Here is a 21,576-nt window from a genome sequence, read left to right on the forward strand (position 1 = left end):
CCTGACAAGTCTGTTGCGATTTAGTTTGCTGTCTGGATGAGCTGGAAATGAAGCCGCACATAGCGTCCCAGAATGCGGATGGCTGCGCCGGCGCATAAGAGCAGCAAGGCAAAGCCGCCAATCGATCCACTGAGCAAACCGGCGCCCGTGAAGAATTCGGCAAAGCCGGCCGTGCCGTAGCTCAGGACCAGGGTTTTGAAGAGGACTGCAATCCCCGCAACGCCGATGCCGAAAAGCGCAGCCGCAAGCCCAAATGCGACGGCGACCAGTGCGATGAAGACCGGCAGCAGGAAGAGGAAATCGAAAATCGTCAGCCCTGCCAAAGCGAGCATGGCAACCCTAAGGTTCGAAAGGCTCCATCTGGCTTCAAATTGCCGCAAGCCTGCATCAGCCTTCAATTCGCGGGCGATGCGGGCAGGATCGCCCAAGGCCGCGGCGGCCTGCTCTTCGCTGCGCCCCGAAGCTGCGGCATCCACGAAATGGGCCTGGTAATCGGCTAAAATTTCCTCGATCTCGCGCGGCGGCAGCCCGGTCAGTCCCTGTCTCAGCATGCGTAAAAATGCATCTTTCGTCATGACGGGTCCTTCAAAAGTGCTTCTACGGCGCTTGAGAAACTGCGCCAGTCATTTCTATGTGCTTCAAATATTGCGTGGCCGGCTGGGGTCAGCCGATAATATTTTCGCGGCGGCCCGCTCTGCGATTCAACAAGTCGCGTTGCCACCAGGCCATCATTCTGCATCCGGCGCATCAGCGGGTAAATCGTGCCCTCACCCATGCCGACAGCCTCGGCAAGCGTGCTGGCGATTTCATAGCCGTAGCTTTCGCCGCGCGAGAGAACTGCGAGCACGCAAAGATCTAGGGCGCCCTTGCGTAACTGGATCTGTATGGAGTCGGCCATGCTCGCTTCTTTCGTTTTATCTCGTATAAAGCAAGGTACCTTTTAATGCAAGGTACCGTGTATAACTTTGTTCTTGGATGGCATCGTGGCCGTTGAACGTGAATGCATTAGATCGGGGATTTAGAGGGGAGGGGCGCGCGAGCTCTTGGTGCCTACAGCAAGCAAAGCCCGCCCAGGCGAGCAATCTGGTCGGGACTGTCCTGAAATAATGCGCCCCCGCAAAAGCAGTCCGCTCTTCTCGCGAGTTCAGTCCTGTTCGACGGTGACCTTGCCGCTCAGTTTTTCGGCAATGGTGTGGATGCGCGAGGTTACTTCATTAAGAGCCACAGCAAGATTTTCTTCCGTGCGTGCGGTCGCGGCAGTGATCGTTTCGCGGCTCGCCTTCAGCGTATCGAGTTCCTTCTCCAGACTGGAGATCTTGCGGGTCATTTCGGAGAGCTCGTCCATGATCATGATCCCGGACATGACCGTAATCCTGAGGTCGCCGATTTCACCGAACTGACTTTTCAGGTGGCTGACATAGGCATCGAAGCGCGTGGCGAGATCGATCAGATGTTGTTCCTGACCTTCTTCGCAGGCCATCCGATAGGCCTTGCCATCGATCGTTACTGTCACCTGCGCCATGCTTCACGCGTCTCCAAGACTATATCAGCGGTCCAGAACGGCCCTGATGGTTTCCATGGCCGTCACCAGCCGACGCGAAACTTCGCGATTGACTTCCTCGAGACGATTGGCCCGAAACTCTGCCTGATCGAGCTCCTGTGCGAGTTTGGAGCGGTCGGCGTGGATCTGACGCACCTCAATCTCGACATCGCCCTGCTCGCGCTGACGTTCAAGCCGCATGTCCACGGCATTTTCAAGGCTCGACAGCGCTTTGTTCAGCTCGCTAAGCGCCATTTCCAAACTATTGCCACTGGGCGTCATGTCTCTCCGGCTTTCGGCTCGGGGCATCCGGCGAATCGGCCCGAATGATCCAAATTCGACATCGTCAAGATATGCGTTCAGCAGAACGCGCGTCAATAAAGTCTGGCGCATTGCAGCACACTGAAAAGGCCGTAATCTGTGGATGAAGCTATTTGTTTACCATAGCGTTTATTTTGCGCTTTTGTTCAACCGGACATGCAAATGTCAAAAAAATAGCGCAAGAGGGGTCAAGTGACGGTCGCATTTATTGACTTGGCCGTTCCAACTGCTATTTCTCGGCACGCTCTCATCGATGGCCTCCCGCGAGCCTTGGGGCCATCCCCAGTCACTCGGAACACCGTGGACAAAGCCATGACCTCACCCGAACAAAATGACCGGATGGCACATGCAATCCGTTTCCTCGCCATGGATGCCGTCGAAAAGGCAAATTCCGGACATCCCGGCCTTCCTATGGGTATGGCGGATGTTGCGACCGTCCTTTTCACGAAGTACCTGAAATTCGATCCGACCAATCCTCACTGGCCGAACCGCGACCGTTTCATCCTGTCGGCTGGTCACGGCTCCATGCTGCTTTATTCGCTCCTTTATCTTACCGGCTATCCGGACATGACGATCAAGGATATCGAGAATTTCCGTCAGCTCGGTTCCAAGACCGCCGGCCATCCGGAATACGGCCACGCCACCGGCATCGAGACGACAACCGGCCCGCTCGGCCAGGGCATCGGCAATTCCGTCGGCTTTGCGCTTGCTGAGCGCAAGCTGCGCGACGAGTTCGGCGCGGATGTCATGGATCACTATACCTATGTCATCGCCGGCGACGGATGCTTGATGGAAGGCATCAGCCAGGAAGCCATTGCGCTTGCCGGACACCTGAAGCTCAACAAGCTGATCGTCTTCTGGGACAACAATTCGATCACCATCGATGGCTCCACCTCGCTGTCGGATTCGACGGACCAGATCGCGCGCTTCAAGGCGGTTCACTGGAACACGATCGAGATCGACGGTCACGACCAGGCGGCAATCGGTGCTGCCATCGAGCAGGCTCAGAAGTCGGACCGTCCGACGCTCATCGCCTGCAAGACGGTCATCGGCTTCGGTGCGCCGAACAAGCAGGGCACGCACAAGGTCCACGGCAGCCCGCTCGGCGCTGAGGAAATTGCAGCAACCCGCAAGGCGCTTGGCTGGAGCTATGAGCCTTTCGTTGTTCCGAACGACGTCCTTGACGCTTGGCGCGCTGCTGGCAGCCGCTCCAAGGACGAAGTCGCTGCCTGGCAGGGACGTCTCGATAAGCATGCCTCCAAGGCCGAATTCGAACGCCGCTTTGCTGGCGATCTGCCTACAAACTTTGATGCTGCCATCGCAGACTACAAGAAGAAGCTGGCCGAAACCAAGCCGACGGTCGCGACCCGCAAGGCTTCGGAAGACGCGCTTGAAGTCATCAACGGCATCCTGCCGGAGACGATTGGCGGTTCAGCCGACCTGACGCCATCCAACAACACCAAGACCAGCCAAATGAAGTCGATCACGCCGGTCGATTTCTCAGGCCGCTACATGCATTACGGGATCCGTGAGCATGGTATGGCTGCGGCTATGAACGGTTTGTCGCTGCATGGCGGTCTGATCCCCTACGGCGGCGGCTTCCTGATCTTCTCGGATTATTGCCGTCCGTCGATCCGTCTTGCCAGTTTGATGGGTATTCGCGTCATTCACGTGCTGACGCACGATTCGATCGGCCTTGGCGAAGATGGCCCGACGCACCAGCCAGTCGAGCAGATCGCAGCGCTGCGCGCCATTCCGAATCTGATGATGTTCCGTCCCGCCGACGCGACAGAAACGGCTGAATGCTGGCAGATCGCGCTCAAGCACAAGGACCGTCCGTCAGGGCTTGCGCTGACCCGCCAGAACCTTGCGCCGGCTCGCACCGAATACAGCGAAAAGAACCTGTGCGAGCAGGGTGCTTATACGCTGGTCGGTTCTGCCGATGCCAAGGTCACTATTTTTGCTTCCGGCTCGGAAGTGGAAATCGCGATGGCGGCCCGCCAGACCCTGGAAGGCAAGGGCGTTTCGGTCCGTGTCGTCTCCGTGCCTTGCACCGAACTCTTCTTCGAGCAGCCGGAAGCCTACCGCAAGGAAGTGCTCGGCAATTCGCCGGTGAAGATTGCGGTTGAAGCAGCGGTGCGCGAAGGCTGGGACGCCTTCATCGGACCCGAAGGCGCGTTCGTCGGTATGAAGAGCTTCGGTGCGTCCGGTCCTTACAAGGAGCTGTACAAGCACTTCGGCATTACGGCAGAAGCCGTTGTCGCCGCCGCGGAAGCCAAGCTCTGATCCTGGTCGGCGGCGCTTGTAAAAGGCGCCGCCGAGCCCGCTTCGGGTCTGTCTATCGGCCACCACCGCTTCTGCACTATTAGCAATGAAACGAAGATCATCGACCCTGTTGCGAGCACCGCGTCTTAGGCATAGAAGGCTTCAGGCGCGATCGAGGGCGATGGAGAGCGGTACGTTGCTTGATAGCGATGTGTGCTCGGTGGATGAAATTGAACGGGGCGCTGCCGGCGCTCCTTAGAAAGAAACAGCGGGCTTTCGATCGTATCCGGTCGATGCCTGCCAAATCGGGAGTGAATGCTTATGACAGTCAAGGTAGCCATCAACGGTTTCGGCCGCATCGGCCGCAACGTCCTGCGCGCCATCGTCGAATCCGGCCGCACGGATATCGAGGTCGTTGCGATCAACGATCTCGGTCCGGTTGAGACCAACGCCCATCTTCTGCGTTACGATTCCATCCACGGCCGTTTTCCTGCGGAAGTGAAAGTCGAAGGCGACAGCCTGATCGTCAACAACGGCAAGCCGATCAAGGTGACGGCCGTAAAGGATCCCGCAACCCTGCCGCACAAGGACCTCGGCGTCGATATCGCGATGGAATGCACCGGTATCTTCACCGCCCGCGATAAAGCTGCTGCCCACCTGACAGCCGGCGCCAAGCGCGTTATTGTTTCGGCACCTGCCGATGGCGCAGATCTTACCGTCGTTTATGGCGTTAACCACGACAAGCTGACGAAGGACCATCAGGTCATTTCGAACGCTTCGTGCACGACGAACTGCCTCGTTCCCGTGGTGAAGGTTCTGAACGATCTCATCGGCGTTGATCATGGTTTCATGACCACGATCCATTCCTACACCAACGACCAGCCGTCGCTCGACCAGATGCACAAGGACCTTTACCGCGCCCGTGCTGCGGCCTTGTCGATGATCCCGACGTCAACGGGTGCTGCCAAGGCCGTCGGTCTCGTTCTTCCGGAACTCAAGGGCAAGCTCGATGGATCCTCGATCCGCGTTCCGACCCCGAACGTTTCGGTTGTCGACCTGAAGTTCGTTGCCAAGCGCGCAACGACGACGCAGGAAATCAACGAGGCGATCAAGGCTGCTGCGAACGGTCCTTTGAAAGGCATTCTCGGCTACACGGAAGAGCCGCTCGTCTCGCGTGACTTCAACCATGACAGCCATTCCTCGATCTTCGCAATCGACCAGACGAAGGTCATGGAAGGCACGTTCGTGCGCATCCTGACCTGGTATGACAACGAATGGGGCTTCTCGAACCGCATGGCCGATACGGCTGTGGCTTTCGCAAAGCTCATCTAATCGCAACGATTTGATCGTTCGACGCGGCCCGCCTCGTGCGGGCCGTTTGTGTTTTTCTCCGGTCTTTGACGCGACAGAGGATTATTTCGCATGAGGGCGGCATGGCCACTGGCGCAAGGCACCGAACCTGCCTATATTTCGTTTGCGGTCTGCGCTTCCCGACAGGAACAAATGAATCCTCGGGGCCATACCCGATCCTTAGGGAGCTGTCCCTGTCCGGGCTCGTGGGCTTGGACATACGGCGCCCACCTACTTCAGTAGGCGCCCAGGATCGATAGTTTCCATCGGTTGGGTGGACCGCACCTCTCTCCTGCAAAAAAATTTCCTGTCTCACCGCTGTTGTCGCGGAACGGGATGCCGTGGAATGCGAATATCGCCTCTTTGTGACGCAGACGTCGCTTGCCTGTGACAGTCGTGGTGCTATGTGTGGACATACATCCCAATCTGGATCGCAGGAGAAGTTTTATGCAACTTGGTATGGTTGGCTTGGGCCGCATGGGCGCGAACATGGTTCAAAGGCTGATGCGCGACGGGCATGAGTGCGTCGTTTATGACGCCCGGCAGGCCAGCGTTGACGAATTGGCAGGGAAAGGCGCAACCGGCGCCACCTCTCTTGAGGAGTTCGTCTCCAAGCTGTCGCGTCCGCGCGCCGTCTGGCTGATGCTGCCGGCTGCAATCACCGATAAGATCATCGAAACGATCGTGCCGCTGCTCGACAAGGACGATATTATCATCGATGGCGGTAATTCTTACTATCACGATGATATTCGCCGCGGAAAAGAACTCTCGAGCAAAGGCATTCATTACGTCGATGTCGGCACTAGCGGTGGCGTCTTCGGTCTTGAGCGCGGCTATTGCCTGATGATCGGCGGCGAAAAGCCGATCGTGGAATCGCTGTATCCGATCTTCGCCACCCTTGCACCGGGAATCGATGCAGCTCCCGTGTCTGCCCATCGTCAGCCGAGCGACAAGAGCACGGCCGAGCAAGGCTATCTGCATTGCGGTCCGCACGGTGCCGGCCACTTCGTCAAGATGGTCCATAACGGCATCGAATACGGCTTGATGGCGGCCTACGCCGAAGGCTTCAATATCCTGAAACATGCCAATATCGGCGCGAAGGATCATGAAGTGGACGCCGAAACAGCGCCAATCGCCCATCCCGAGCATTACCAATACGATCTCGCACTGCCCGATATTGCCGAGTTGTGGCGTCGCGGCAGCGTCATCACCTCTTGGCTTCTCGACTTGACGGCGGACGCCCTGCATGGCGATGCCGGTCTCAGCCAATATGCCGGCCGTGTTTCGGATTCCGGCGAAGGCCGTTGGACCATCATGGCTGCCATCGATGAAAGCGTGCCGACGCCGGTTCTGTCGGCCGCCCTATTCGGGCGATTCACCTCGCGCGATCAGGACGAGTTTGCCAATAAGGTTCTGTCGGCCATGCGCGCCGGCTTCGGCGGCCACGTGGAAAAGCCCAAGGCGTAAATCACAGGCCGCGCCGCAACGATAATAACTGCGTCGCACCAGAGTGGGCTGTTCAGGCGGCCCACTTTTCTTTCTGATCAGATCACTCTGAAAGCTTGTTCGGCTCAAGATCGTCCGATGAAATCCTTTTAAAATCTCGGAAGCCTTTTCCCGTGAAGGGAAGCATCGAGATTGCCAAGTAAAGTGTTCCAGCTGCGAACAAGCCGCCGCGAAGTCCTAACAGCGTGATCGCGGCGGCTCCAACCAATCCGCCGAACGGTAACAACGCCCAGATCAATGCTGACGTCAGGGCAGTGACCCGACCCAGGAGATGTTTGGGAATATGCTCGAAAATCACTGCGGACAGGATAGGGTTGAGAAATCCCGAGGCAAAGCCGGCAATTGCGAAAGTCGTGATGAGCATCGGCAGGATGGCAGTAGCGGCAACCAGGTAAAAGCGTGGGAACCCGGCGAGCAAGAAAGCGATGATGTAGACGGGAAGACGCGGCAAACGTTCCCCCGTCAGGGCGGCAATCGTCGCGCCCACGATCGAGCAACCCGAGAAGGTGGCCAATAAAATCCCAAGTACCTGCGGGCCATGGCCGGATGTCTTTATCCAAGTCGGCAGGAAAACCGCGCCAAAGCCCTGATCGAGAAGATTGGCCAAACCGACCATGATCGTGATGGCGACCAAAACCTTGTCAGCGTGCAGAAACCTCCAGCCGTCCAGCAGCTCGTTCCCATAGGCGAGAAATCCTGCGACGACGCGACGCGCTGAGGTGGATGCGGGTATGCCGAACTGCACGATAGCGGCGGCAATGGCCAAGGCTGCGCCGTTGGCGGCCAGGGAAAGCGCGGGTCCGAGCGAAGCAATCAGAAGACCGGAAGTGGCCGCTCCCAAGGTCGAGGCAAGTCGCTCGACTGCCGTTATCGTGCCGGTTACACGCTCGATGGGAAAGGCGCCAATCGCCGCGATGTCAGGAACCATGGCTTGTTTTGCCGCATCAGCTGGGCCGCGGAGCGCGCCTAAGACGAAAACGATCGGGAGAAGCATCGGTATCGTCAGGCTATCCGCGAGGTGAAGTGCCGGGATCAATGCCAGAACGACCGCCGACAGCCAGTCGCATCGAGTCGCGATCCGTTTCGGCTGAAGCCGGTCGATGAGAGGTCCGCTCAGTGCCTTCACCAGGACGTAAGGCAGCATCTCTGCCATGCCCACAATCCCGGTCCAAAGAGGACTTTGGGTTTGTGTCAGGACAAGCCAAGGGATGGCGATAGTCGAAAGGCGCGTTCCTGCAGAGGATAGTAAACTGGCTGACGTGAGAGCGACGAAGGGACGGCGCCACGTCATCACTCACCTTTATCAGGCGTTTTCATCACGCGACCAGGATAAGGGAAGGCGTGCAGCATAACCGTTACGGGAGCCATGCCGGCGGGCAGCGGTTGTCCAAGTGGTGGCGCGGTTCGCATTTCCTCGAGGATGAGACCCATGATGGCATCCTTCAGTCGCTCGGCCCGCTCCGGTGAGAGTACAAGAATGAAGTCGCTCACAGTACTTGCCCTGCGCCAAGCGTCAGGAAGGTGGGGATACTCAGCGACCGCTTGCCGTAATTGATCGACCTGCAATGCATGCGCCATCTGCGTGAAGGCAAGACTGGCCTCCAATTTTTCCGGTGCGGCGGCATCGTCCGGCACGGAGGTGAGTTCATGTCTTGCCTTCCACCAGCGATCGCGACGCGACGAGGTGGGAAGTTCTTCGATAAAGCCGAAGCGGGCAAGCTGCCTCAGGTGATAGCTCGTTGCTCCGCTGTTTAGTCCCAGCTGAGCAGCGAGCTGCGTGGCCGTCGCCGGGCCATCGACGCGCAGGATGGCGAGCATCTTGAGGCGCTCAGGGTGAGTGAGCGCCTTCAATGCAACCGGATCGGGACAAACTTGCTCGATTTCGCGGGTTGCGGTTTCACGGTTGTCCAGCTTCTTCATATAGAAACGATAGGACCGCAAAGAAAGTTTTGCAAAGATTTATTTGTAAAATAATTGTGCGAGATCGCTGGCTGTTATCGATTCCCGATGACGATGCGCAGAAAGGTTAAAAGTCGTTCTGTCTGATGCGGCGAGCGCTAAGGGCGACTGGAGCGACGGCAAGGAGCGATCAGCGCTGACGTTTTTGCCGTCGCGGCGTTTGTTCCAGCAAAGTCGGGAGGAGACGCAGCAGAGGTTCCGGCTTAAGCCGTCGGTGGAGAGATATCGATGCCTGTCATCGACGAGATTATCGGCTCGATCGTTACAGGGAATTTGACGGAGCGGGCAATGAAGCACATGTCATGTGCTGTGTGGTGAAGTTCTTCCGCCTTTGCTCGATCTGACGCCGCGGAGATCTCGATCTTTGGACGGAGCGTGACACTGGTGAACTGGCCGGCGCCGCTGCTCTCCTCGGCCATGACGCCCTCGGCTTCATCCTCGTAGGAGAGGACGGTAACGCCGGCATCGGCGCAAAGCCCGAGATACCAGAGTTTATGACAGGCCGATAGGGAAGCGACCAGGAGCTCTTCCGGGTTCCAGCGCGTCGGATCGCCGCGAAAGCTCGGATCGGAAGAGCCTAGAATAGCCGGTTTCGTGTCAGCCTTGATTTCATGATCCCGTCGGTAGCTACGATGGCTTTTCGTGCCTACGCCATCGTTGCCCGTCCACGTGACGCTGACCAAATAGCGATGCGTTCTTTCACCCATGCCTTCTTCCCTCGTCGACGCCAGTCAGCATGGCGCCGCGCATGTCGATTGGTTCCAGCACTGTCGGCACTACCAGGAGAAGCGCTCGAACCGGTCATCGCTGAGAGCGCGGATCACGCAGTTGCGGCCGAGTTCCTTGGCTTTGTAAAGAGCCTTGTCACCGCGGCTCATGACCTGAGAGAGCGTCTCGTTGGGAAGCGCCTCGCTGACGCCGAAGCTGCAGGTGATCTCGCCGCGCTCCAGCGGACGAACCGTCATTGATTCAAAAGCCTTGCGCAGACGCTGAGCAATGCCAGCCGCCCTTACGCTCGGTGTCCGAGGCAAGATGACGCAGAATTCTTCGCCGCCGATGCGCGCCGACAAATCATAGGGTCTCAGGCAGTCCGATAGAATTTCGCCAACTTCCATGAGAACCTGATCCCCGACGCCATGGCCGTGGGTGTCGTTAATTCTCTTGAAGAAGTCGATATCGAAGACAAGCACCGACATCGGTTCGCGCATCCGGAAAGCGCGTGCCTGCTCTATGGGAAAGCGCTCCATCAGCCAGCGACGATTGCGCAATCCTGTCAAAGGATCCGTCATCACTTCATGACGCAGCTTTTTCGTCATGGCATCGACTTGCGAAACCATAGACATCACTGCCGATGTGAGAACACCGATCTCATCTTGGCGCTTGGTCTTTACGACCTGCAGCGTATTGTCGGCTTGATATCGCTTTACCGCGGCTGTGAGCTCTTTCAGCGGATAAATCAGCCTCCACAATGCAAAAAGGCACAGTCCGGTGCCGATCAGCGTGGCCGCCAAAATCACGACGAATGTTCGCGTCGCGTCGGCGGTAAAGCCAGCCGCAAGATAGACGATGAGCGCCAGAAGCGGCACGTGCATGGCCAAAAAAGCCATAACAAAAACTTTGAAGATCAGCGATCTTCGAAACAGACCCAGCACTGTCGCTCCTTCGTAATCATTACGCAGGCTCCGCCAAGGAGCCCGGGGGCGGGTGAGAACCTATGTAGCATCAGTAATTACTTCCTTAAGGTAGTATATAGAACTTTAACGATCTCATGTACTATCCACAAGGTGTATCCTTGACCCGTCAGATAAAATCTTGGCGCACGCAAATGCGCAAAGAAAGTTTTGTTTTAAAAACCTTGCAAATCCAGATCTGAAGCAGCAATCGCAACCACAGGATTGATCGCGAACATCATATTGCTTCGGATGGAGGGGAATCAGCAAAGCACTTTACTAAAGCATACAGCGTCTTCCCTGCCTCGATAAGGGCCATAATTCTCGATTTTTGTGTAATTGTGCGCCATATAAAAGCGCACGGCCCTCTCGTTGATACGACGCGTTTCCAGCCAGATTTGCAAGTAACCGCGTTTCCTTGCACGATCTTCCAACGCATGCAGAAGCCGAGCGCCGGTTCCGCATCCTCTGTGCAGGGAAAACATTCTTTTCAGCTCGCAAACATCCTTCGATATCGGCCGAAAACCGCCGCAGCCTACAGCCTCGTCGCCGCGCATGGCGAGGAGAAACATAGCATCAGGGTTGTCAAAGTCGGTGAGGGCAGCATTTGCGCTTCCCGAGCTCCCCGTGATCGATTTGAGACTCTGGTTGAGCGCTTCGACGAGAAGAAGGGCGCGTTCGTCTCGAGATGGTGTCTCGACACCGACAAAACTTAAGTGCGGCTTTTCTTGTAAAACGTGCATGGTGTGCTGGCTGCGTCTTTCGCGGGCATTTCGGGCAATGAATTAATGAATTGGTGACAAACTCCTTCATGCCCAAATGGGACAAAAAGGTGACGATCGGCAAGTCACTGTCCAGCATCTGACGATGTTTTCTATCCTTTTGCCGTGCGGGCCGCACCGGCCGCTTTTCTTTCCTGTCCGGGCGGATATGGTGCCGCAGGGCATTTGGTTGGAGATCGGATATGGGGCGAGGAACAGGCGCGGCAGGGGGTTTTGCCTGGTTGTTTGGTGTGTTGATGCTGGTTGTCGCATCTGCGCAAGGCGCGGCAGCCCAGGCACCCACGGATAACGCTGGCGCGCCGGTCACTCCACCGCCTGAGGTGCATCAGCTCATGGAGCTCATGCAAAGTCCGGCCGTCAAGGAATGGATGAACTCAAAGCAGGCGCAGACGAATGATGCGGCGGCAGAAAGCCCCAATCAGATGTCGATCCTGTCGAACTTGATCAACCATGTCCGGCGCCATGTCACCTGGGTCGCGGGCGCGGCGGAAGGCCTGCCAGACGAGGCGGATGCGGCCGCCGGCCGGTTTGAAGCTGATATCGGTGGCGATGGGAGCGCTGCGCCGCTTTGGAAACTGCTTATCTTCGTCGCTTGCGGCCCGATGGCCGAGGTGTCGTTTCGCAGCTTGTCAAAGCTTCGCGGCAGGTCGTCTCGGGGCGACCAGGCGCCCCGAAATGCCGTCCATACGCTTTTTAGGCGGCTTGTGCCTCCGACCATCTTCGCAATTGCAACGCTGATACCACTTCTCGCCTTCAGCTTTCCTCCCTTAACGCAAGCTCTTGCTATTGCCATCGCCATTGCCTCTATCACGTCGCGCTTCGTTCTTGCCCTTGGCAAACTCCTGGTGCTCTTGATCACTTTGCCTGTCGGCGGGGATGGCAAGCGGCCAAGGCCGAAGGTCGTTTACTTCTGGTTTCGCCGGGCGGCCGTGTTCATCGTCTATTTTGCGGCCGGCTGGGCCTTTCTTCAGATACTGCCGCCACTCGGATTCTCGAAAGCCTCGTTACTGTCAGTCGCCTATTTCCTCGGGATCGGGCTTTTGATGATTGCTATCGAAGCGATCTGCTCGCGACCGGCCCAAGAAGGCGCGCGACGCAGCAGCGCCGTCACGTGGCTCTTAAGCTTTTATTGCATGTTGCTCTGGGGTTTATGGGTGGCCGGTTTCAATTGGCTGCTTTGGCTCGGCATCTATGCGCTGATCTTGCCCTACGTCCTGTCGGTCGCGACCTATGCCGTTCGCGCACTGCACCGTGCCGAGGCGGGCTTCCTCGCCCGCCGTCCAATCGCAGCAGTCTTGCTCGATCGCGGCGTGCGCGCCGCGATCATCACAGTGGCGGCCCTCTGGATGGGCTATATACTCGGGCTCGGCGCCGCGACGATGATGACCCCGCAAACGCCGCTATCGCATCTTCTGCGTGGCATCATCGGCGGTATCGTCGTGCTTCTGGCGGCAGATTTCGTCTGGCATGTGATCAAGACGGGGATCGACGTAAAGCTCAGCGAATCCCCGCTGACCGGTGATATAGGTGACGAGGAGAGGGCAAGGCGCGCGCGCATTCAAACGCTACTGCCGATCTTTCGCAACATCAGCGGTGTCGTGATCGCCATTATTGCGGGCATGATGGTCCTTTCCGGAATGGGCATTGAGATCGGACCTTTGATCGCCGGTGCCGGTATCGTCGGTGTGGCAGTCGGCTTTGGTGCGCAGACGGTCGTCAAGGATGTCATCAGCGGGATATTCTACCTCTGGGACGATGCTTTCAGGATCGGGGAATATATCGAAAGCGGGAACCACAAAGGCGTCGTCGAGGCCTTTAGTCTGAGGTCTGTTAAGCTGCGCCATCATCGCGGTCCTTTAACAACCGTGCCGTTCGGCTCACTCGGTGCGGTGCGCAATCTCAATCGCGACTGGACGATCGACAAGATCACCTTGCGCGTTCCCTACGAAACCGATCTTGTCCTGATGAAGAAGTTGATCAAGCAGATCGGTCAACAGCTTCTCGAAGACCCCGATTTTGGGCCGAATATTATCGAAACGCTCAAGATGAAGGGCGTCGAGGATTTCGGGGAATTTGCAATCGTGGTGCGGCTTTCCATGATGACGAAACCCGGTACACAGTTTGTGATTCGCCGGACGGCACTCGCGCTGATCCGCAACGCGTTTCGCGACAATGGCATTGCCTTTGCGGTCCCGACCGTTCAGGTGGCTGGCGCAGAGCATAGGGATGCCGACGCGCTTTCCGTCGCGGCACGCTTTGCGGCCGAGTCCGGGGCGCGTGGGGAAACGGCAGCCTGATTCTTCGCCCTGTCGAAAGGCAAGAAAAACACCGCGAACGATCAGCAAGCTTCAAAATTGCCCCAATTGCAGATGAAGGAAACGCCGCTGCCTATTCGGCGATGTACTCTTTGTTGTTCAGTCGGTATTCACGCGCGTGTTTTAGGGTTGCGTATAGTGTTCGCCTAGTTCTTAAAGCGAGATCAGTTTAAGGCATGCGACGGGGCTAGGAAGTTTCAATACATCGCGTCTGGCGATGTCGGACGAATGACGTTCACATGTCGATGCGATAGTGCGAACAGATAAACTATGATGGAACAGGAATGTCGGGGCAGGACCATCTGATTGATGCGGAAGAGACCGAGCGCTTCTCGGTCGTTGGACTTATCAGGCGCTACCGAACGCCATTGACGGCTTTGGTGACGCTTGCGATCTTCTGCTTCGTCGCCTTTGCAATCGATCGGCTGACCGATGAGGTTCGCTACGACGATGTCGTTCAGGCTTTGGCCGATACCAGCGTTCTTTCGATTCTGCTGGCAATCCTGTTCACCGGCTTGAGCTTTGTGGCACTCGCCTTCTATGATTTCAATGCCATCGAGTACGTTGGAGCAAAGCTCCGTTTCCCACAGGTCGCGGTCACCGCTTTCAGCGCCTATGCCGTTGGCAATACAGCTGGCTTCGGACCGCTGTCGGGCGGCGCTATCCGCTATCGCGCCTATTCCAGGCTGGGCATGTCGCCGGAGGACATCGGCCGCGTCATCGCCTTCGTAACACTGTCGTTCGGGCTTGGCCTGGCATGCGTCGCCGCGATAGCCCTGCTGGTCATTGCCGACCAGATAGGTCCGCTGGTGGGCATCTCCTCATTCTGGCTGCGCATCATCGCTATCGCGATCTTGGGTGTTTTCGGCCTGTTGCTGGTGGCCGGTCGCGGTGGAAGAGCCGTGTCCGTAGGGCCGGTTACCGTACGCCTGCCGGACTCGCGCACCTGGTCGCGTCAGTTCCTTGTCAGCGCGCTCGATATCGCTGCCTCCGCGACAGTGCTTTACGTTCTCTTGCCGCCGACCGCGATCGGCTGGCCGGTGTTTCTTGCGATCTATTCGATTGCGGTCGGTCTCGGCGTCCTCAGTCATGTGCCGGCGGGACTTGGCGTCTTCGAGACGATCATCATCGCGTCGCTCGGCAGTTCGGTGAATATCGACGCGGTCCTCGGTTCGCTGGTCCTTTACCGCCTGATTTACAACGTCTTGCCGCTGCTCGTTGCGGTGGTCGCCGTTTCCGCAGCGGAATTGCGCCGGTTTGCTAGCCATCCCCTAGCCGCCGAAATCAGGCGGATCGGCGTGCGGTTGATGCCGCAGCTCCTGTCGGCCTTCGCCCTTCTTCTCGGCGTCATGCTGATTTTTTCGAGCGTCACGCCCACCCCCGACGAGAACCTTGAAATTCTCGCGACCTTCCTGCCGCTGCCGGTTGTCGAAAGCGCGCATTTCTTTGCCAGCGTGATGGGTCTTGCGCTCGTCGTTGCAGCGCGCGGCATCGGCCAGCGTCTCGACGGTGCCTGGTGGGTTTCCATTACGGCCTCCGCTGCAGCGCTCGCGCTTTCGATCATCAAGGCGATCGCGCTGGTCGAAGCGATCTTCCTCGGCATTCTGATCTTCGGCCTTTTCATTAACCGCAAGCGATTTCGCCGCAGGGCCTCGCTGATTGCCCAGCCGCTGACGGCCTCCTGGCTGCTCGCCCTTGCCGTGATCTGCATCGGCGCCTTCGTCATTCTGCTCTTCGTCTATCGCGATGTCGATTACACCAATGCGCTTTGGTGGGACTTCGATTTCAGCGACGAGGCCCCACGCGGCCTGCGCGCCGTGCTCGGCATTACGCTTCTTTCGCTTGCCACCGCGATTTTCGCACTGCTGCGGCCCGCGACTGTTCGTCCGGCCATTGCGACCCAGGAAGATCTGGACCGTGCCGTCGATATCGTACGCAAGCAGCGTTTTGCGGACGCCAATCTGGTGCGCATGGGCGACAAGAGCATCATGTTCTCCGAAAAGGGCGATGCCTTCATCATGTATGGGCGACAGGGCCGCTCATGGATCGCGCTTTTCGATCCCGTAGGCGAGCGTGCTGCCTTCCCGGACCTCGTCTGGCAATTCGTCGAAGCGGCCCGTGCTGCCGGTTGCCGCGCTGTTTTCTATCAGATCTCACCTGTGCTTCTGCCTTACTGTGCAGATGCGGGTCTGCGTGCCTTCAAGCTCGGCGAGCTTGCGGTGGCCGATCTCTCGACCTTTGAAATGAAAGGCGGCAAGTGGGCAAACCTTCGTCAGACAGCAAGCCGCGCGCAGCGCGACGGTCTCGATTTCGAGGTTATTCCTCCTGAGGGCGTTCCCGCCGTCATGGATGCGCTCAAGGAAGTATCGGACGCTTGGCTTGCCGATCATAATGCCAAGGAAAAGGGCTTTTCGCTTGGCGCCTTCGATCCGGAATATCTGTCCTCGCAGCCGATCGGCGTTTTGAAGCGCGAAGGTCGTATCGTGGCTTTTGCCAATATTCTCGTCACCGACGCCAAGGACGAGGGGACGATCGATCTGATGCGGTTTTCGCCCGATGCGCCCAAGGGCTCGATGGATTTTCTGTTTGTGCGCATCATGGAATATCTTCGCGAAGAGGGCTTTGCGCATTTCAACCTTGGCATGGCGCCGCTATCGGGCATGTCCAAGCGCGAAACCGCCCCGGTCTGGGACCGCATCGGCAGCACCGTCTTCGAACACGGCGAGAGATTTTATAACTTCAAGGGCCTTCGTGCCTTCAAATCCAAATTTCATCCGCAATGGCAGCCGCGTTATCTTGCGGTGTCCGGTGGCGGCAATCCAGTGATCGCTCTGATGGATGCAACATTCCTTATCGGCGGTGGACTGAAAGGTGTGGTAAAGAAATGATCCGGAAAATTTTGATGACGGCAGCTTTTATGCTGTCGCTTGCCGTCCCGGCTGTATTCGCCGCCGAAGAAACAACCGATAAGTTTGAAACTGGGCTCATTCCTTCCCCGCATGTGTTCCTGCCAAGCGGGAAAGTGAAGGCGGCGATCGTGCTGTTTTCTGATTCCTCCGGTTGGAGCGATGCCGACAAGAAGCAGGCGAGCGATCTCGTGGATCAGGGTGCCGTCGTCATCGGCATCGACCTTGCGCAATATTTCGAGCAGATGCGCAAATATGACCTCAGCGAAAACGATGGCTGTATCTATCTGGTCTCGGATATTGAAGCGCTCAGCCAGCAGGTGCAGCGCGCGGCGGGCGACAATGTCAGCTACCAATTGCCGATTATCGCCGGCATCGGCGATGGTGGCTCGCTGGCTTTGACCATTGCGGCTCAAACACCGGATGCGACGATTGCAACGACACTCGCAGTCGATCCGACATCGGGTATTCCCGTCACGCAGCAATTCTGCACGCCGGCCAGCAAGATGACGGTCGGCGACCGGATGGTCTATGGTTTGAGCGACGGGCAGTTGCCGGACGATATTATCACCGTCTTCACACCTTCCGCGAGCAAGGATGGGCGCTCGCATGTCGAAGAGCTGAAGAAGGATCATCCCGATATCGACGTGCGCGAGTCCTCCAGCGATCCGCGTGCCGCGCTTGCCGAACAGCTTTCCAGCCTGATCGAAGATCTTGGCAATGCCGACAATGCGCTCGGCTTGCCGCTGACCATTCTCGATGCCAAGCCGAAATACGACACGCTGGCGATCATCTATTCCGGCGATGGTGGATGGCGCGATATCGACAAGGAAGTGGGAGCAGCACTGCAGAAGGATGGGATCCCCGTCATCGGGGTCGACTCGCTGCACTACTTCTGGTCTGAACGCAAGCCGCAGGAAACGGCTGACGATCTCGGCCGTATCATCGAGCTCTATCGCAAGCAATTCAAGGTTCGTCATGTCCTTCTAATCGGCTATTCCTTCGGCGCCGACATTTTGCCTGCCGCCTATTCGCGGCTTAAGCCTTCCTCGCAGGGCGCTGTGACGCAGATCTCGCTGCTTGGCCTGTCGCGTGAGGTCGATTACCAGATCTCGGTCATGGGCTGGCTCGGACAGAAGACATCGGGCAAGGGTGGCGATACGACTGAAGATCTCAAGAAGGTCGATCCGAAACTGGTGCAGTGCATTTACGGCACTGACGACGATGACGAAATCGTCTGCCCAGAAGTAAAGGCGAGCGGCGTGCAGGTTATCCCGCTGCCCGGCGATCACCACTTCGATGAGAATTATGAGCTGCTCGCGCAGAAGATCATCAACGGTTTGAAGGCCCGCCTTCAGGATTAGGATCGGTGTGTGGGGCAGAATTTCTCTGCCTCGAAACGCCTATATTCGAGCAGTGGAGGTGGATCTTCTTTCGCCCCGCTGCTCTTTCCATATCCTTGCGCTCGTCTGTGATGCGATTGTTTGCGTCAATGCATCAACTTGAATTCGTTCCATCCAAGTGCCGCTACATCGCCCTGTCGATGTCTTGCATCATCGGCGGTGATGAATTCATCGAGCTGGGGCGGCGGAACGCTAGTTCCAGACAACATCGCATGCACCTGGCCGCGATGATGCGTCTGATGCTGAAAGAGATGGGAAAGAACGTCCTCCACCCGCTCTGTCTGAATTCGCCCTGTTCTTTGCAGAGGCATGATTGAAGACAGCCGACTGATATCGAGATCTTCGCACAAAGCAATCAATCTGCAATCCACGTCCGCCTGTGCTTTTGTCAAATCGGCAATTGCATCGAAAGGCTCTTCCTGCGCCCAGGCTTTCGGGCCGAGCGTGCCGCCTTCCAAAGCATCGACATAAAACCAGTCGACCGTCACTATGTGATTGAGCGTTGCTTTGATGGATGGAAAGAAGCTGATCCGCGTTGCTTCAAATTCGCCAGGCAGGAGTTTCGAGCAGGCTTCATGCAAGCGATGATTGGCCAGCCTGTTGTTATAAGCCAGTTTGCGGAAACTGCGGCAGGGATCGAAAGCAGTCATCTGGGGTCTACTCGTTGATGTCCTCATGCGCTTGAGCATGCCGTCCATTGGTATCGAGGGACGATGATAGAGCAGATGAGGTGAAGCCCTCAAGAATGCTTGAGGGCTTATCATCGGTTGAGCTCACGACGTCTTGTGGACTTCCGATTTGCTTTTCAGTGCTTTGGCGCCATCCTTCTGCTTTACTAAAAAGGCAGGCTCCTCCTTGCTGGCCTTTCGCTTAATCTCGCTGCCTTTAATCTTGCGGGTAACGTCATCGGTGAATTTCTGCTCGACCTTGCCCTTGGCTTTGCCTTTGCCCCAGGACCATTCGACCTCGGTACCCTTATTGATCTCTGCCATTTTCGCTTCTCCCTTTGGTTGGGAGGACAACGGGCAGCTTTCGAAGGGGTTCCGTGCTTCTCAAAACCCCTTCGCGCCGACGCATGTTCGCAGCATCGTCGCTAAATCAGATGGCGTCGAGATCACCGTCCCGCCAAACAAGGTGGCGGGGTGTGGTGGGGAGGGTCTCAATCTCTTCTGCGATGAAGTAAGGGGGAATGTTGACTGCGCGCAATGCCGCGGTCGTTGCCGGTACCCATTTGAACTCAAGCTTGTGGCCGTCCTCAATGCGGTGGACGATGTCATGCGGTGCAAAAGGGAACTGCTCCGGGATATCCATGCGGTAGTAAAAACCGAGTTCGTGCCAGCGCCTGCGCTCATAGTCAAAGAAGTTTTCGACGATCCATAAAAGCGGGCCGACCTTAACAGTCACGCCGAGTTCTTCCATCATCTCACGCGCCAGGACATCCTGGGTGGGTTCGCCAATTTCGGCGCGTCCGCCCGGAAATGTCCAAAAAGGTTCGTGAACGGCGCGGTGGACGAGAACATGACCATCACGAAAACCAAGCCCTGCCACACGCATTTGAAAGATCCGGCGACCCGGATATTTCTTGCGGATGCGCAGATCCTTGCTCACGCGCTTTCCCCGAGCTCTAGGACCAGGATTTCCGGAGGAGACAGAAAGCGGATCGGTAGGCCCGAGCAGCCAAGACCGCCTGAAACGATGAGGTGTCGGCCGTCTTCCACCTTGTGGCCATAGACGTACCGCGAGCCGAAGCGCGAAGGCACGACCGGGGTCCAGCCAAAGAGATTGATCTGGCCGCCATGAGTATGGCCGGCCAGCGTCAATGAAACGCGTTGCGGCACTTCAGGAAAAATATCCGGTTCGTGGATGAGAAGGATAATCGGCGCACCGTCGGACACACCGGCGAGAGTGTGAGGCAGGTTATCCAGGCCAACGCTTCCGCTCCTGTCCTCCAGCCGGTACGCCCATTGGTCTTCAAGCCCGGCGATCCAAAACGCGTTTTTACCTTCACCTAAGCGTCTTGCCTGATTGGAATAGGTTGTGATCCCCACCGAGCGCAGCGCGCGGTGCGAAGCCGTTTCTGTCAGCCGCTGCTTCTGCGCATCCCGATCCTTCCACCAGTCGTGATTGCCGAAGATGGCATGAACGCCGAGCGGTGCCTTGAGGACCGAAAGGGCAGCCGCACATTGCTCCGGCGAGACGTCGTCGGTCGCGACCGGCATGTCGGACATGTAATCGCCCAACAGAAGGATTGCGTCACCGCCAAGGCTGTTCGCATGTTCGCAAAGCCTGACGACACGTTCGGGTGGCATCCATGGATGGCAGGCATGAATGTCGGACAGCACCACCAGCCTCAGCTTCAAGCCGGGACGCCAACCGGGCGGCGTGAACCGATAATGGGCAGTGCGAAGCCGAAGCTGCGGCTCAATGCCGCCGGCATAGACGCCAAAGGGAACGATAGTGCCCGCGAGCGCGGCGGCGCCTTTCAGGAAAGTTCGCCGGCTGATCCATCTACTCGTCATCGAGGTTCATGCGAAATTGCGCAGCCTCCATGTCCTTGGGTGGCTGAAGGCCAAGATGCTTCCAAGCGCTGTTGGTGAGCACGCGCCCGCGCGGCGTTCGCTGAATAAAGCCCTGCTGGATCATGTAGGGCTCGATAATGTCTTCAATCGCGTCGCGTGGCTCGGAAAGGCCCGCCGCGATGGTGTCGATCCCAACCGGCCCACCGGCAAAATTGACGGCAATCATATTGAGATAGCGCATATCGAGCTGGTCGAGGCCGGCCTGATCGACGTGAAGACGTGTCAGGGCCTCGTCGGCGATCTCCTGCGTGACCGCCTCGGCGCGGGCCACTTCCGCAAAGTCCCGCACGCGGCGCAGAAGACGGCCGGCGATACGCGGGGTACCGCGAGCACGCCGTGCGATCTCACGTGCGCCACCGTCGGTCATCGGAAGGTTCATCAGCCGCGCGCCGCGCCGCACGATTAGCTCGAGCTCATCGACCGTATAAAAGTTCAGCCGGATCGGGATGCCGAAGCGGTCGCGCAGTGGCGTCGTCAGAAGGCCGGCGCGTGTGGTGGCAGCCACGAGGGTGAATTTGGCGAGGTCGATCTTGACGGAGCGTGCGGCGGGGCCTTCGCCAATAATCAGATCGAGCTGGAAATCTTCCATCGCCGGATAGAGAATTTCCTCAACGGCAGGGTTGAGCCGGTGGATTTCGTCGATGAACAGCACGTCGCGCTCTTCAAGATTGGTCAGCAGGGCGGCAAGATCGCCAGCCTTGGCGATAACGGGGCCTGACGTCGAGCGGAAGTTCACGCCAAGTTCTTTGGCCATGATCTGCGCCAAGGTTGTCTTGCCGAGGCCAGGCGGCCCGACGAAAAGGACATGGTCGAGGGCTTCGCCGCGGTTTTTGGCCGCTTCAATGAAAACTTTCAAATTAGCGCGCGCTTCGGCCTGACCGGTAAATTCGTCCAGCGCTTGCGGACGAAGGGCGGTATCGAGATCTTCGCCGCGCTTTTCCGGCGTTATCAGGCGGTTATTTTCCATCACAGAAACCGGT

Annotated in this window: 20 protein-coding genes and 1 other RNA gene; 7 read left to right on the plus strand and 14 right to left on the minus strand. The window is 57.7% G+C overall.

Annotated features, from left to right (window positions below; all coding sequences use genetic code 11):
* Nucleotides 1-20: 20 nt before the first annotated feature.
* The 4 genes from VQ830_RS22035 to VQ830_RS22050 all read right to left on the minus strand — a co-directional run bounded on the left by VQ830_RS22035 (nt 21) and on the right by VQ830_RS22050 (nt 1,822).
* Nucleotides 21-575: a DUF1700 domain-containing protein gene (locus VQ830_RS22035; RefSeq protein WP_337270306.1), complete on the minus strand. Its 555-nt coding sequence runs from the start codon at nt 573-575 to the stop codon at nt 21-23.
* Nucleotides 572-898, minus strand: a complete 327-nt coding sequence (locus VQ830_RS22040; protein ID WP_337270307.1) for a PadR family transcriptional regulator — start codon at nt 896-898, stop codon at nt 572-574. Before VQ830_RS22040 ends, VQ830_RS22035 begins: the two co-directional genes overlap by 4 nt.
* A 246-nt stretch (nt 899-1,144) precedes the next feature.
* Entirely contained in the window at nt 1,145-1,522 is a 378-nt protein-coding gene (locus VQ830_RS22045) for a cell division protein ZapA (protein ID WP_337270308.1), read from the minus strand.
* Nucleotides 1,523-1,546: 24 nt separating this feature from the next.
* A complete protein-coding gene (locus tag VQ830_RS22050) occupies nt 1,547-1,822 on the minus strand; it encodes a DUF4164 domain-containing protein (protein ID WP_337270309.1) in 276 nt (91 codons plus the stop codon).
* Nucleotides 1,823-2,173: 351 nt separating this feature from the next.
* Between VQ830_RS22050 and tkt the strand changes: the two genes are divergently transcribed.
* The 4 genes from tkt to gnd all read left to right on the plus strand — a co-directional run bounded on the left by tkt (nt 2,174) and on the right by gnd (nt 6,943).
* Nucleotides 2,174-4,147 (plus strand): transketolase, encoded by a 1,974-nt coding sequence (tkt, locus tag VQ830_RS22055; protein WP_337270310.1) that lies wholly within the window; start codon nt 2,174-2,176, stop codon nt 4,145-4,147.
* A gap of 300 nt (nt 4,148-4,447) precedes the next feature.
* Complete coding sequence (gene gap, locus VQ830_RS22060) at nt 4,448-5,458, plus strand: type I glyceraldehyde-3-phosphate dehydrogenase (protein ID WP_337270311.1); 1,011 nt, start codon at nt 4,448-4,450, stop codon at nt 5,456-5,458.
* Between the two features lie 143 nt (nt 5,459-5,601).
* Nucleotides 5,602-5,761, plus strand: a non-coding RNA gene (ssrS, locus tag VQ830_RS22065) — 6S RNA.
* Nucleotides 5,762-5,923: 162 nt separating this feature from the next.
* Entirely contained in the window at nt 5,924-6,943 is a 1,020-nt protein-coding gene (gene gnd / locus VQ830_RS22070; protein WP_337270312.1) for a phosphogluconate dehydrogenase (NAD(+)-dependent, decarboxylating), read from the plus strand.
* Nucleotides 6,944-7,025: 82 nt separating this feature from the next.
* Here gnd and VQ830_RS22075 read toward each other — a convergent pair whose 3' ends face one another.
* From VQ830_RS22075 to VQ830_RS28850, 5 genes are all read right to left on the minus strand, one after another.
* A complete protein-coding gene (locus VQ830_RS22075; protein WP_337270313.1) occupies nt 7,026-8,273 on the minus strand; it encodes an MFS transporter in 1,248 nt (415 codons plus the stop codon).
* Nucleotides 8,273-8,902: a winged helix-turn-helix domain-containing protein gene (locus tag VQ830_RS22080; protein WP_337270363.1), complete on the minus strand. Its 630-nt coding sequence runs from the start codon at nt 8,900-8,902 to the stop codon at nt 8,273-8,275. Before VQ830_RS22080 ends, VQ830_RS22075 begins: the two co-directional genes overlap by 1 nt.
* Before the next feature lie 242 nt (nt 8,903-9,144).
* The gene (locus VQ830_RS22085; RefSeq protein WP_337270314.1) at nt 9,145-9,648 is read right to left on the minus strand and encodes an OsmC family protein; all 504 of its coding nucleotides are present in this window, start codon (nt 9,646-9,648) and stop codon (nt 9,145-9,147) included.
* Nucleotides 9,649-9,717: 69 nt separating this feature from the next.
* Nucleotides 9,718-10,548 (minus strand): GGDEF domain-containing protein, encoded by an 831-nt coding sequence (locus tag VQ830_RS22090; protein WP_337270315.1) that lies wholly within the window; start codon nt 10,546-10,548, stop codon nt 9,718-9,720.
* A gap of 326 nt (nt 10,549-10,874) precedes the next feature.
* Nucleotides 10,875-11,354: a GNAT family N-acetyltransferase gene (locus VQ830_RS28850; RefSeq protein WP_438618463.1), complete on the minus strand. Its 480-nt coding sequence runs from the start codon at nt 11,352-11,354 to the stop codon at nt 10,875-10,877.
* A 221-nt stretch (nt 11,355-11,575) separates the two neighbouring features.
* Here VQ830_RS28850 and VQ830_RS22095 point away from each other — a divergent pair, with 221 nt between their 5' ends.
* The 3 genes from VQ830_RS22095 (at nt 11,576) to VQ830_RS22105 (ending at nt 17,978) form a co-directional block, all read left to right on the plus strand.
* Nucleotides 11,576-13,690 (plus strand): mechanosensitive ion channel family protein, encoded by a 2,115-nt coding sequence (locus tag VQ830_RS22095; protein WP_337270316.1) that lies wholly within the window; start codon nt 11,576-11,578, stop codon nt 13,688-13,690.
* Nucleotides 13,691-13,992: 302 nt separating this feature from the next.
* Nucleotides 13,993-16,596, plus strand: coding sequence for a bifunctional lysylphosphatidylglycerol flippase/synthetase MprF (gene mprF, locus VQ830_RS22100; protein ID WP_337270317.1), 2,604 nt, complete (start codon nt 13,993-13,995; stop codon nt 16,594-16,596).
* A complete protein-coding gene (locus tag VQ830_RS22105) occupies nt 16,593-17,978 on the plus strand; it encodes an AcvB/VirJ family lysyl-phosphatidylglycerol hydrolase (RefSeq protein WP_337270318.1) in 1,386 nt (461 codons plus the stop codon). Before mprF ends, VQ830_RS22105 begins: the two co-directional genes overlap by 4 nt.
* A 125-nt stretch (nt 17,979-18,103) precedes the next feature.
* Here VQ830_RS22105 and VQ830_RS22110 read toward each other — a convergent pair whose 3' ends face one another.
* The 5 genes from VQ830_RS22110 to ruvB form a co-directional block, all read right to left on the minus strand.
* Complete coding sequence (locus VQ830_RS22110; protein WP_337270319.1) at nt 18,104-18,667, minus strand: DinB family protein; 564 nt, start codon at nt 18,665-18,667, stop codon at nt 18,104-18,106.
* 123 nt (nt 18,668-18,790) lie between these two features.
* A complete protein-coding gene (locus VQ830_RS22115) occupies nt 18,791-19,009 on the minus strand; it encodes a hypervirulence associated TUDOR domain-containing protein (protein ID WP_337270320.1) in 219 nt (72 codons plus the stop codon).
* 106 nt (nt 19,010-19,115) lie between these two features.
* A complete protein-coding gene (locus tag VQ830_RS22120) occupies nt 19,116-19,571 on the minus strand; it encodes an NUDIX hydrolase (protein ID WP_337270364.1) in 456 nt (151 codons plus the stop codon).
* A gap of 50 nt (nt 19,572-19,621) precedes the next feature.
* On the minus strand, nt 19,622-20,536 hold the full coding sequence (locus tag VQ830_RS22125) for a metallophosphoesterase (RefSeq protein WP_337270321.1): 915 nt from the start codon (nt 20,534-20,536) through the stop codon (nt 19,622-19,624).
* On the minus strand, nt 20,526-21,566 hold the full coding sequence (gene ruvB / locus VQ830_RS22130) for a Holliday junction branch migration DNA helicase RuvB (RefSeq protein ID WP_337270365.1): 1,041 nt from the start codon (nt 21,564-21,566) through the stop codon (nt 20,526-20,528). Before ruvB ends, VQ830_RS22125 begins: the two co-directional genes overlap by 11 nt.
* Nucleotides 21,567-21,576: the final 10 nt, after the last annotated feature.

It is taken from the genome of Oryzifoliimicrobium ureilyticum (genome assembly GCF_037199735.1).
Classification (GTDB): domain Bacteria; phylum Pseudomonadota; class Alphaproteobacteria; order Rhizobiales; family Rhizobiaceae; genus Rhizobium; species Rhizobium ureilyticus.

Coding starts and splice junctions, on each gene's coding strand:
- VQ830_RS22035 (WP_337270306.1), bottom strand. CDS start 575: ATGACGAAAGATGCATTTTTACGCATGCTGAGACAGGGACTGACCGGG.
- VQ830_RS22040 (WP_337270307.1), bottom strand. CDS start 898: ATGGCCGACTCCATACAGATCCAGTTACGCAAGGGCGCCCTAGATCTT.
- VQ830_RS22045 (WP_337270308.1), bottom strand. CDS start 1,522: ATGGCGCAGGTGACAGTAACGATCGATGGCAAGGCCTATCGGATGGCC.
- VQ830_RS22050 (WP_337270309.1), bottom strand. CDS start 1,822: ATGACGCCCAGTGGCAATAGTTTGGAAATGGCGCTTAGCGAGCTGAAC.
- tkt (WP_337270310.1), top strand. CDS start 2,174: ATGACCTCACCCGAACAAAATGACCGGATGGCACATGCAATCCGTTTC.
- gap (WP_337270311.1), top strand. CDS start 4,448: ATGACAGTCAAGGTAGCCATCAACGGTTTCGGCCGCATCGGCCGCAAC.
- gnd (WP_337270312.1), top strand. CDS start 5,924: ATGCAACTTGGTATGGTTGGCTTGGGCCGCATGGGCGCGAACATGGTT.
- VQ830_RS22075 (WP_337270313.1), bottom strand. CDS start 8,273: ATGACGTGGCGCCGTCCCTTCGTCGCTCTCACGTCAGCCAGTTTACTA.
- VQ830_RS22080 (WP_337270363.1), bottom strand. CDS start 8,902: ATGAAGAAGCTGGACAACCGTGAAACCGCAACCCGCGAAATCGAGCAA.
- VQ830_RS22085 (WP_337270314.1), bottom strand. CDS start 9,648: ATGGGTGAAAGAACGCATCGCTATTTGGTCAGCGTCACGTGGACGGGC.
- VQ830_RS22090 (WP_337270315.1), bottom strand. CDS start 10,548: ATGGCTTTTTTGGCCATGCACGTGCCGCTTCTGGCGCTCATCGTCTAT.
- VQ830_RS28850 (WP_438618463.1), bottom strand. CDS start 11,354: ATGCACGTTTTACAAGAAAAGCCGCACTTAAGTTTTGTCGGTGTCGAG.
- VQ830_RS22095 (WP_337270316.1), top strand. CDS start 11,576: ATGGGGCGAGGAACAGGCGCGGCAGGGGGTTTTGCCTGGTTGTTTGGT.
- mprF (WP_337270317.1), top strand. CDS start 13,993: ATGTCGGGGCAGGACCATCTGATTGATGCGGAAGAGACCGAGCGCTTC.
- VQ830_RS22105 (WP_337270318.1), top strand. CDS start 16,593: ATGATCCGGAAAATTTTGATGACGGCAGCTTTTATGCTGTCGCTTGCC.
- VQ830_RS22110 (WP_337270319.1), bottom strand. CDS start 18,667: ATGACTGCTTTCGATCCCTGCCGCAGTTTCCGCAAACTGGCTTATAAC.
- VQ830_RS22115 (WP_337270320.1), bottom strand. CDS start 19,009: ATGGCAGAGATCAATAAGGGTACCGAGGTCGAATGGTCCTGGGGCAAA.
- VQ830_RS22120 (WP_337270364.1), bottom strand. CDS start 19,571: ATGCGTGTGGCAGGGCTTGGTTTTCGTGATGGTCATGTTCTCGTCCAC.
- VQ830_RS22125 (WP_337270321.1), bottom strand. CDS start 20,536: ATGACGAGTAGATGGATCAGCCGGCGAACTTTCCTGAAAGGCGCCGCC.